General features: G+C 71.2%; 1 protein-coding gene. It reads left to right on the top strand.

All coding sequences use genetic code 11. The features are described 5' to 3' along the window. The first annotated feature begins 121 nt into the window (after positions 1–121). Positions 122–12,337, top strand: a complete 12,216-nt coding sequence (locus ACZ6DT_RS16525) for a non-ribosomal peptide synthetase (protein WP_465595138.1) — start codon at positions 122–124, stop codon at positions 12,335–12,337.

The following is a 12,337-nucleotide window of genomic DNA, read 5'->3' as shown; positions in this document are numbered from 1 at the left end:
ACAGGGGGAAAACACCCTGCCTGACGCCGCCATCCTCGACCCGGGCAAAGACGAGATCGAGGAATTCGAGGCTGAGTTCGACGACGAACTTCAAGCCCTTCGCTGATCGAGGGAGATATTGATGGCTCAGTCGCGGATCGAGGAAATCTGGCCGCTGTCGCCGCTGCAGGCCGGGTTGCTCTTCCACGCGGTCTACGACGGCGAAGGCCCCGACGTCTACATAGGACATTGGATCCTGGACCTCGACGGGCGGGTGGACGCGGGAAGGCTGCGTGAGGCGTGGGCGGCCGTGCTGGCCAGGCACGCCCCGCTGCGGGCCTGCTTCCGGCAGCGCAAATCGGGTGAGACGGTACAGCTCATCGCCCGGCAGGTGGAACTGCCGTGGCGGGAGGTCGACCTTTCCCACCTCGAAGACCCCGAAGAAGCCGTGCGGGAGCTCTCCGAAGAGGATCGGACGAAGCGCTTCGACCTCGCGCAGGCACCGTTGCTGCGCCTGACTTTGATCCGGCTCGGGCACGAAACGCACCGCCTTGTGGTGACCTGTCACCACACGATCCTCGACGGCTGGTCGCTGCCGATCCTGGTCGACGAGATGTCGGAACTGTACGCGGCGGGCGGGGACAGGTCGGCGCTGCCGGAAGTGACCTCCTACGGGGCATATCTCGCGTGGCTGAACCGGCAGGACAAGACGAGGTCGCTGTCGGCGTGGGCGGCGGAGCTGAGCGGTGCCGAGGAGCCGACACTGGTGGCGCCCGCCGATCCCGGCCGGGTGCCGTCGGTGCCGGAGAGCGTCGAAATCCGGCTGCCTTCGGCCCTCCTGCGATCGCTGGGCGAGCTGGCCCGCGGGCGGGGGCTGACGCTGAACACGGTCGTACAGGGCGCGTGGGCGATGGTGCTGGCGCGGCTCGCCGGCCGGACCGACGTGGTGTTCGGCGCGACGGTGTCGGCGCGCCCGCCGGATCTGCCCGGCGTGGAAGGAATGGTGGGGCTGTTCCTCAACACGGTTCCCGTGCGCGTGCGGTTGCACGGCGCCACCCCGGTCATGGAACTGCTGACGGATCTGCAGAAGCGGCAGTCGGCCCTCATTCCCGACCAATACGTGGGTTTGGCGGACATCCAGCACGAGGCGGGCCCCGGTGCCGTCTTCGACACGTTGATCGTCTTCGAGAAGTTCCACCATGGGCCCGGCGACCGGGAAACCCTGGTCACCAGGATCAACCAGGGCCGGATCGCCGCCCACTACCCGCTGACACTGGTCGCCGTCCCCGGCGAGTCGTTGCTCCTCAAACTCGACTATCTGCCGGATCTGTTCGACCGGGACACCGCGCTTTCCATCCTCGAGCGCTTCGGTGAGGTACTGCGCCGCCTGACGGACGCGGCCGGTCTCACGGTGGCCGACGTCGAGGTGACGACCGCGGCCGAGCGTGACCTGGTGGTGAACGACTGGGGTGCCGCGTCCGCCCCGGCGCCGGGCACACTGTCCCCGGAGCTGTTCGACGGCCAGGTCGAGAGCCGCCGTGACGAGATCGCGGTCGTCGAGGGTGATTCGACGCTGTCCTACGGGGAACTGGCCGAGCACGCGGAGCGGATCGCCGGTTACCTGAACGGCCGGGGCGTCCGGCGCGGTGATCGCGTGGCCGTGGTGATGGAACGCTCGCGCGATCTGATCGCGACGTTGCTCGCGGTGTGGAAAGCGGGCGCGGCGTATCTCCCGGTCGACCCCGCCTATCCGGTGGAACGCGTGAAGTTCATGCTCTCCGACGCCGATCCGGCGGCGGTGGTGTGCGCGGAAACGTACCGGAGCGCGGTGCTGGACGGAGGGCTCGAACCGATCGTCCTCGACGATCCGGCGACGCGTCGGGCGGTGGCCCGAGCCCCTCGCCTGTCGGCCGGCGTGAGCGCGGACGACGTCGCTTACGTGATGTACACGTCGGGTTCGACCGGGACGCCGAAGGGTGTCGCGGTGTCACACGGCGATGTCGCGGCACTGGTCGGGGAACCCGGCTGGCGGGTCGGCCCCGGGGACACCGTGCTGATGCACGCCTCGCACGCTTTCGACATCTCCTTGTTCGAGATGTGGGTGCCGCTGCTCGCGGGTGCCAGGCTGATGCTCGCCGGACCGGGGGCGGTGGACGGCGAGGCGCTCGCGGGTTACGTGGCCGCGGGTGTCACGGCCGCCCACCTCACCGCGGGATCCTTCCGCGTGCTGGCGGAGGAGGCGCCGGAGTCGATCGCCGGGCTGCGCGAGGTGCTGACCGGTGGGGACGCCGTGCCGCCGGCGGCGGTGGAGCGGGTGCGGAGGGTGTGCCCGGAGGTGCGGGTGCGGCATCTCTACGGCCCGACGGAAGCCACGCTGTGCGCGACTTGGTGGGTACTGGAACCCGGTGCCCCGACGGGATCGGTGCTGCCGATCGGCCGTCCGCTCGCGGGACGGCGGGCCTACGTCCTCGACGCTTTCCTGCGGCCCGTGCCGCCGGGGTCGCCGGGTGAGCTGTACGTAGCCGGAGCCGGTGTGGCGCAGGGCTACCTGAGCCGTTCGGCGTTGACGGCCGAGCGGTTCGTCGCCGATCCGTTCGTTCCCGGCGCGCGGATGTACCGGACCGGGGATCTGGCTTCCTGGACGGACGAGGGCACGCTGGTCTTCGCCGGACGCGCCGACGACCAGGTGAAGATCCGCGGGTACCGGGTGGAGCCCGGTGAGGTCGAGGCCGCCCTCGCCGCCCTGCCCGGTGTCGGTCAGGCCGTGGTGCTCGCCCGGCACGAGCAGCTGATCGGTTACGTGGTCGCCGAAGCCGGACAGGACGCCGACCCGGCGCGGCTGCGCGAACGGCTCGCCGAGACGCTGCCCGAGTTCATGATCCCGGTCGCGCTGCTGGTGCTGGACGAGTTGCCGTTGACGGTCAACGGCAAGGTGGACCGGCGGGCTCTGCCCGAACCGGACTTCTCCAAGAAAGCGGCGGGCCGTGAGCCCTCGACCGAGGCCGAACGAGTCCTTTGTGGAGTGTTCGCCGAGGTGCTCGGCCTGGAGCGGGTCGGCGTGGAGGACAGCTTCTTCGAACTGGGCGGCGACTCGATCTCGTCGATGCAGGTGGCCGCCCGCGCGCGGCGCGAGGGCATCTCCCTGACGCCGCGGCTGGTGTTCGAACACCGGACCCCCGGCAGGCTGGCGGTGCTGGCGAACGAGGCACAGCCGGTACGGGCCTCCACTATGGACACAGGGGACACAGGGGGCACAGGTGTCGGGGAGATCCCGTGGACGCCGGTGATGCGTGCCCTCGGGGATGACGCGTTGCGCCCCGGCTTCGCGCAGGCGCGCATCGTCGTCACTCCGGCGAACTTCGACCCGGACGCGCTCGCGAAGGCCCTGCAAGCCGTGCTGGACGTGCACGACCTTCTTCGGGTCCGCGTGGAGTCCGACGGACGGCTGATGGTGGCCGCGCCGGGTGCGGTGGACGCGGCCGGTCTGGTGACGCGGGTGGCGGCGGGCGCCGGTGACAGCGGTGACATCGGCGAACTCGCCGCGCGCGAGGCCAGGACGGCGGCGGGCACGCTGAACCCGTCGGCGGGGATCGTGGCGCGGCTCGTCTGGGTCGACGCCGGGAACACCGAGCCGGGCCGGTTGGTCTTCGTGGCGCATCACCTGGCGGTGGACGCGGTCTCGTGGGGGATCCTGCTGCCGGATCTCCGGGCGGCTTACGACGAGGCCGTCGCCGGCGGAACCCCCGCACTCGAACCCGTGACGACGTCGTACCGGCGGTGGGCGCGGCGGCTGACCGAACAGGCCTTCAGCGAAGACACGGTGGCCGAACTCGATCGATGGGTCGCCGTGCTCGAGGACGCTAGGCCGGCGCTGGAACCGGTCGCCGGGCAGTCGCACTCGTGGTCCTCGACCCTGTCCGGATCCGTGGCGCGTGCCTTGGTCGCTCGGATGCCGGGAGCCTTCCACTGTGGTGTTCAAGACGTCTTGCTGGCCGGGCTCGCCGGTGCGGTGGCCGCCGGCGCCGGGGTTCTGGTGGACGTGGAAGGCCATGGCCGCGACGCCGCCGACGGTGAGGACCTGGTGCGCACCGTCGGCTGGTTCACCAGCGTTCATCCGGTCCGGCTCGACGTTTCCGGTGTCGATCTTCCCGCCGCGGCGGCCGGGGAAGCGGCGGCGGGGGAGTTGCTGAAGACGGTCAAGGAACAGGCCGGTGCCGTCCCCGGCGACGGGCTCGGTTATGGATTGTTGCGCCATCTCAACCCCGACACCCGGGCGAGGCTGGCCGGGCTGCCGTCCGCGCAGATCGGCTTCAACTATCTCGGCCGGACCGGTCGCGCCGCCGAGGACGGCGCGTGGCAGCTGACCGACGGGTCGCTCGGCGGCGGTCCGGAGATGGTCCTCGTCCACGCGCTGGAGGTCGGCGCGGACGTTCAGGACACGCCGGCCGGACCCCGGCTGAGGCTCGTCGTGGAAGGCCGGGATCTCGACCCCGCCACGGTGGAGCGACTCGGCGAGGCCTGGGCGGCGATGCTGACCGGTCTCGCGGCCCACGCCGCCGTTCCCGGCGCCGGTGGGCACACGCCGTCCGATTTCGCTCTCGTCGACCTGACTCGGCGGGATGTCACGGAGCTGGAGGCCACGGCGCCGGGACTGACGGACATCTGGCCGTTGTCCCCGCTCCAGGAAGGCATGCTCTTCGAACGTGCCTTCGACGAGGACGGCGTCGACGTCTACCAGAGCCAGCGGATCCTCGACCTCGACGGACCGCTCGACGCGCGACGGCTGCGCGCCGCCTGGAACCGAGTGCTCTCCCGGCACGAATCGCTCCGGGCGGGCTTTCCTCAGCTGGGCTCGGGCGAAACGGTGCAGGTCATCGTCGACGAGGCCGAAATCCCTTGGCGTGAAGCCGATCTGTCGCAGCTCGACGAGGCGGACGCGGCCGTGGAGATCGACCGCCTGCTCGCGGAGGACCAGGCAAAGCGGTTCGACGTGACCCGGGCGCCGCTGCTCCGGCTCACGCTGATCCGGCTCGGCGCGGACCGGCATCGCCTCGTGGTGACTTCGCACCACGTGATCCTCGACGGCTGGTCGACACCACTCGTTTTGGGCGAGGTGTCGACCGTCTACGCGGGCGGCGGACAGGACCTTCCGCCGGCACCGTCCTTCAAGGACTACTTGGCGTGGCTGAGTGGACAGGACGAGGAGGCGACCCGGGCGGTTTGGCGGTCCGAGCTCGCCGGCACGGACGAACCGACCGTGGTGGACGCAGACGCGGACAAGACGATGGTGATGCCGGCCAACCATTCCGAATCGCTGTCCGAGGAGGAGACGCGGGCCCTCGCCGACTTCGCCCGTGGTCATGACCTGACGTTGAGCACGATCCTGCAGGCCGCTTGGGCCTTGGTACTGGCGCGGCTGGCGTGCCGGACCGATGTGGTGTTCGGGAACGTGGTGTCCGGGCGGCCGGCGGAGGTGCCGGACGTCGAGCGGATGGTGGGGATGTTCATCAACACCGTCCCGGCCCGCGTGCGGTTCGACGGCGGCCGGTCGGTGCTGGAGACACTCCAGGACCTGCAGGCGCGCCAGCTGACGTTGTCCGAGCACCAGTACCCCGGGCTGCCGGAGATCCAGAAGGCGGCGGGGCCGGGCGCGGTCTTCGACACCATCGTGATGATCGAGAACTACCCGCACACCGCCGACGGTCTCGGCGACGACGGCGGGATCAAGATCAGCTCGGTCGCCACCCGGACCGGCACCGGCTATCCGCTGACCATGAACGCCGGTCTCGGGGATCGCTTACGGGTCAACGTGTCCTACCGGCCGGACCGGATCAGCCGGGAGACGGCCGCCGAGGTCGCGAGGCAGGTCGTGCGGATCGCCGGACGGGTGGCGGCGGAGGCTTCGCTTCCCGTCGGCCGCCTGGCCGTGACGAGCGAAGCGGCACGCGCGTCGGTGGTGGAGCGCTGGAACTCGACCGGCGAAGCGCACGGCGGGCCGTCGGTGGTGGAGTCGTTCCGGCGGCGGGCAGGTGCCTCGCCGGACGCGGTGGCGGTCATCGACGCCGGCCAGACCCTGTCCTACGCCGAGCTGGACCGGGAATCGGATCGCCTGGCGGGGTACCTGGCCGAGATTGGCGTCCGGCGCGGCGACCGCGTCGGCGTGGTGCTGGACCGCGGCGCGAACCTGCTCGTCGCGCTGCTCGCGGTCTGGAAGGCGGGGGCGGCGCAGGTACCGGTGAACACGGACTATCCCGCGGACCGGATCGAACGGATGTTGTCCGACGCCGGCGCGTCGGCGGCGGTCTGCGTGGGAAAGACCCGGAACGCGGTGCCGGACGCGATCGAACCGGTGGTCATGGACGCGCCGGAAGTCGCGGGCGCACGGCACGAGGCACCGTCGCTCACGCTCGGACCGCACGACGTCGCCTACGTGATGTACACGTCGGGATCGACCGGTGTGCCCAAGGGAGTCGCGGTACCGCACGGAAGCGTGGCGGCACTGGCCTGCGACCCCGGCTGGTCGCAGGGCCCCGGTGATCGCGTGCTGCTGCACGCGTCGCACGCGTTCGACGCCTCGCTGGTCGAGATCTGGGTGCCGCTGGTCAGCGGTGCCGCCGTCGTGGTCGCGGAGCCGGGGGCGGTCGACGCGCAGCGGTTGCGGGAAGCGATCGAACGCGGCGTGACCACCGTTCACCTGACGGCCGGGACCTTCCGGGTCGTGGCCGAGGAAGCACCGGAGTCCTTCACCGGCCTGCGGGAGATCTTGACCGGCGGTGACGCGGTGCCGCTCGCCTCGGTCGCGCGGATGCGCCGGGCGTGCCCGGACGTCAGGTTCCGTCAGCTCTACGGACCTACCGAGATCACCTTGTGCGCCACGTGGCTCGTCCTCGAACCAGGGGCCGAAACGGGGGACACCCTGCCGATCGGCGGGCCGCTGGACGGCAGGCGGGCGTACGTCCTCGACGCGTTCCTCCAGCCGGTGGCGCCGAACGTGACCGGGGAGCTGTACCTCGCCGGCGCGGGTCTGGCGCACGGTTATTCGGGCGCCAGCGGTCAGACGGCGCGGCGGTTCGTCGCCAACCCGTTCTCGTCCGGCGAACGCATGTACCGCACCGGGGACCTGGCGCGCTGGACGGACGACGGTGAGCTGCTGTTCGCCGGACGGGCCGACTCCCAGGTGAAGATCCGCGGCTACCGCGTCGAACCGGGAGAGATCGAAGCCGCGCTGACGGAGGTCCCCGGCGTCGCGCAGGCCGTGGTGGTGGCACGGGAAGAACGTCCCGGCGAGAAGCGGCTGATCGCCTACGTGACCGCGGAAACGGGGCGAGGACTGGAATCCGGCGCGGTCCGCGAGCGGCTCGCGACCCGGCTGCCGGACTTCATGGTGCCCGCCGTGGTGCTGGTGCTGGACACCTTCCCGCTGACGCTCAACGGGAAGATCGACCGCGCGGCCTTGCCCGCCCCCGAATTCACCGGGAAGCAGGCCGGTCGCGCACCGCGCACCGAGACCGAACGCGTGCTGTGCGACCTGTTCGCCGAGATCCTCGGGCTGGACCGGGTCGGCGCCGACGACGGTTTCTTCGAGCTGGGCGGGGACTCGATCCTCTCCATGCGGTTGGCCGCCCGTGCGCGACGCGAGGACCTCGTCTTCGGCGCGAAGCAGGTCTTCGAGCAGAAGACACCCGCGGGGATCGCGGCGATCGCCGAACGCGGCGGGGTGGCACAGGCCGACGCCGAGGACGGTGTCGGTGAAGTCGCCTGGACGCCGGTGATGCGGGCGCTGATCGAACGCGATCACCACGCGATGACCCGGGGAGCGCTCGCGCAGTGGGTCACCGTCGGTGCGCCCGAAGACCTGTCCCTGGAGGTGCTGACAGCTGGTTTGAGCGCCGTGATCGACGCCCACGACCTCGTGCGGAGCCGGGTCGTCGAGAACGACGGGGAAGAGCCCCGGCTGGTCGTGGCCGACCGGGGAACGGTCGCCGCGGCCAGGCTGGTCGAGCGGGTCGAGGCCGGTACGGGTGACGTCGACGAGGTCGCGGATCGGTGCGCCCACGAGGCGGCCGGACGGCTGGATCCCGCCGGCGGAGAGATGGTCCAGGTGGTGTGGGTGGACGCGGGACCCGGCCGGATGGGGCGGCTCGTCGTGGTGGCCCACCACATCGCGGTCGACGTGGTGTCGTGGCGCATCCTGCTGCCGGACCTGCGTCTGGCCTGTGAAGCCGTGGCCGCCGGCCGGGAGCCGGTGCTCGATCCGTCGAACGTGTCGTTCCGGCGCTGGGCGCGGACGCTGACCGAACAGGCGGTGAACCGCACCACCGAACTCGAGATGTGGACGCGGATCCTCGACGGAGCACCGGCGCGGGTCGGCGAACTCGACCGGTCGCGGGACACCGTGTCGACCGCGGGACGCAGGTCATGGACCCTGCCACGGGACCGGGCGAGCGTGCTCGTGGAGAAGGCCACTTCCGCTTTCCACTGCGGTGTCCACGAGGTGCTGCTGGCCACCCTGGCGGGCGCGGTGGCTCACTGGCGCGGCGGTACCGCCGTCGTGGTGGACGTCGAAGGGCACGGCCGTCAGCCCCTCGACGAGCTGGACCTGTCGCGGACGGTCGGCTGGTTCACCGACGTGCATCCGCTCCGGCTCGACGTGGCCGGGGTGGACACCGCCGAAGCGCTCGCCGGTGGCGACGCGGCGGGCGTCCTGCTGAAGAAGGTCAAGGAGAACGTGCGGGCCGTGCCCGACGGCGGGCTCGGCTACGGGATGCTGCGGTACCTCGACGCCGAGACGGGCCGGGCACTGGCGGCGCTGCCGGAGGCGGAGATCGGGTTCAACTACCTCGGCCGCTTCTCGGCCCGGCGCGGCGGCGCGGCGGAACCCTGGCAGATCGCGGGGACCATCGGCGGCACGGCGGAACAGGACGCGCCGTTGCGTCACGTCGTGGAAATCGACGCGGTCGTGCTGGACTCCGCCGACGGACCCGAGTTCAGCCTGACCGTGACGTGGGCCGAGCGGGTGCTCGGCGAAGCCGACGCGGAGTCGCTCGCGAAGGCGTGGCTGGACATGCTGACCGGCCTCGCCGCCCACGTCGGCGATGACCGCTCCGGCGGTTACACGCCGTCGGACTTCCCGCTCACCGCGCTGACGCAGCGAGAGGTGGAAGAGGTCGAGGCCGCCGTACCGGGCCTGCAGGACATCTGGCCGCTCTCGCCACTGCAGGAAGGTCTGCTGTTCCACGCCGCCGACGAGCGCGGCCCGGACGTCTACGCGAGCCTGCGGACCCTCGCCCTCGACGGTCCGCTGGACGTCCCCCGCTTCCGGGCCTCGTGGCAGGCCCTGCTCGACCGGCACGCCGCCCTGCGCGCGAGTTTCCACCAGCTCGAGTCCGGCGAGGCCGTGCAAGCGGTCGCCCGCGAGGTGGCGGTGCCGTGGCTGGAGACCGACCTCTCCCACCTGCCCGAACACGAGGCGCTGGCGGAGTTCGACCGCCTCGCCGCGGAACTGCACGCCGAACGGTTCGACCTGACCCAGGCACCGTCGCTGCGACTGCATCTGGTGCGCCTCGGGGAAGGACGGCACCGGCTGGCCCTCGCGTCGCACCACATCGCGGCCGACGGGTGGTCACTTCCGCTCCTCATCACCGACGTGGTGGCCGCGTACGAAGCCGGCGGCGACGGCCGGGCCCTGCCCGTCCCGACGTCGTACCGCGACTACCTCACCTGGCTCGCCCGCCAGGACAAGGCGGCCGCCAGGGAGGCATGGCGGACCGAACTCGCGGGACTCGACGAGGCGACCCACGTCGTGCCGCCGGACTCGATCATCGCGCCCATCGAACCCGACCGCGTCACGTTCGAACTCGACGAGGACGCGAGCAGGCGGCTGGTCGAGTTCACCCGCGGTCACGGCGTCACGGTGAACACGCTCTTCCAAGGGGTCTGGTCGCTGCTCCTCGCCCGGCTGACGGGACGCGACGACGTGGTCTTCGGTGCCACGGTGGCCGGGCGCCCGCCCGAGATCCCCGGTGTCGAGTCCGCCGTCGGCCTGTTCATGAACATGCTGCCGGTCCGTGCTCGCCTGACCGGCGCCGAACCGTTCGTCGACATGCTGACGGATCTGCAGGAACGTCAGGTCGGGATGATGGCGCACCAGCACATCGGGCTGGCCGAGATCAACCAGCTGGCCGGTCAGGGCGCGGCGTTCGACACGATCGTCGTCTTCGAGAACCCTCCGTCCCCGCTGAACCCGTCCGACGCCCCCGACGCGCTCGTCATGCGTCCCGCGGCGATCCCGAACGACACCGGGCACTACCCGCTGTCCATGCGGGTGTCCGCGGCCGGTGGCATCCGCGGTGAATGCATCTACCGCCCGGACGCCTACGACCGGGCACAGGCCGAAGAGGTCGTCGCGTCGATCCTCCAGGCCGTGGAGCAGGTCGTGGCCGAGCCGCGGCTGCCGGTGGGCCGGGTCGCCCTGATCGCGCCGGAGCGGCGCCGTCTGGTGGTGGACGAGTGGAATCGGACCGACGTCCCGTTCGAAGCCGAGGCACTGCCGGTGCTCTTCCGAGGACAGGTGGAGCGGTCGCGGGACGCGGTGGCGGTGGAGGACGCCAGGCGCCGCCTGACGTTCGGTGAGCTGCTCGAAGAGGTGGAATCCCTGGCACGGCTGCTCGTGGGGCTGGGTGTGCGGCGGGAGACCAGGGTCGGCGTGGTGGTCGGCCGCTCGGCCGAGCTGGCGGTGACCCTGATGGCGGTGTCGTTCGCCGGTGGGTCGTTCGTGCCGGTCGATCCGGACTACCCGCGCGAGCGGATCGAGCTGATGCTGGCGAGTTCGGCACCCGAAGTGCTGGTGTGCACCACCGCCACCCGGTCGGTCGTGCCCTCGGGGTTCGCGGGTTCGGTGCTGGTGCTGGACGAGCTGCCCGCTTCCGATCCCGACGTGGTGCTGCCGCGGGTGGCGCCGACCGACGCGGCGTACGTCATCTACACGTCAGGGTCGACCGGGGTGCCCAAGGGTGTCATGGTCACCCACTCCGGACTCGGCAACCTCGCCGCGGCGCATATCGAGCGCCTCGGCGTCACGTCCTCCTCGCGCGTCCTGCAGCTGTCAGCCATCGGTTTCGACGCCATCGTTTCCGAGCTGTACATGGCTTTGCTGGCGGGCGGGACGCTGGTGCTGCCCGATGCGGAGAGCATGCCGCCGCGGGTGACACTGGGCGACGCGCTGCGGCGGTGGGGCGTCACCCATCTCACCGTGTCGCCGAGCGTGCTGGCCGCGGAGGAAGACCTGCCGGACAGCCTGGAAAGCGTGCTGACGGGCGGCGAGGTGTGCACGCCCGCGCTGGCGGACCGCTGGTCGCCGGGCCGCCGGATGATCAACGCGTACGGGCCGACCGAGACGACGATCTGCTCGACGATGAGTTCCCCGTTGTCACCGGGATACGAGGTGGTCCCGCTCGGCGGCCCGATCCGGAACGTGCGGCACTACGTACTCGACTCCTTCCTGCAGCCGGCGGCGCCGGGAGTGGCGGGGGAGCTCTACATCGCGGGGGTCGGCCTCGCCCGCGGTTACCTCGGGCGTCCGGGGCTGACGGCGGAACGGTTCGTCGCCAGTCCGTTCGCACCCGGGGAGCGGATGTACCGCACCGGCGACCGGTTCCGCTGGACCACCGACGGGCAGCTGATGTTCGTCGGCCGGGCCGACGCGCAGGTCAAGGTGCGCGGGTACCGGGTCGAGCCCGCCGAGATCGAGACCGTGCTTTCGGAGCATCCAGGGGTCTCCCAGGTGGCCATCGCCGTCCACCGGGACGGGCCGGGCGACAAACAACTGGTGGCCTACATCGTGCCGTCGGCGGACACCCCCGCCGGCCCGCTGATGACCGCGCTGCGCGAGCTGGCAGCCGGACGACTGCCGGAGTACATGCTTCCTTCGGCGTTCGTCCCGCTGGACAAGATGCCGCTCACGCCCAACGGCAAGCTCGACCATCGGGCGCTCCAGGCTCCCGACTTCGCCGGGTTGACCTCCGGACGGGATCCGCGCACGGCCACGGAAAAGCGGCTGTGCGAACTGTTCGCGGAAGTGCTCGGCCTGGAACGCGTCGGCGCCGACGACAGCTTCTTCGAACTCGGCGGCGACTCGATCACCTCGATGCAGCTGTCCGCCCGTGCGCGCCGGAAGGGCCTGGAACTGACCCCCTGGCAGGTGTTCGAAGAAAAGACGCCGGAACGGCTGGCGGAGCTCGTCACGGAACTCCCGGCCGAAGGCCAGAGCACCGTCGCGCCGGAACCCGAGGCGGGCATGCTCGTCGCCCTTTCCCCTGACCAGCTGGACCAACTCGAGGCCGGATTGGCCCGCGATTAA

The organism is Amycolatopsis sp. NPDC041971, assembly GCF_055588925.1.
Note: the sequence above shows the minus strand (reverse complement) of the source record. Positions and strands in the feature narration are given on the sequence as shown.

Bases quoted from the DNA above. Each gene is read 5' to 3' on its own strand.
- ACZ6DT_RS16525 (WP_465595138.1), top strand. From the start codon at position 122: ATGGCTCAGTCGCGGATCGAGGAAATCTGGCCGCTGTCGCCGCTGCAG.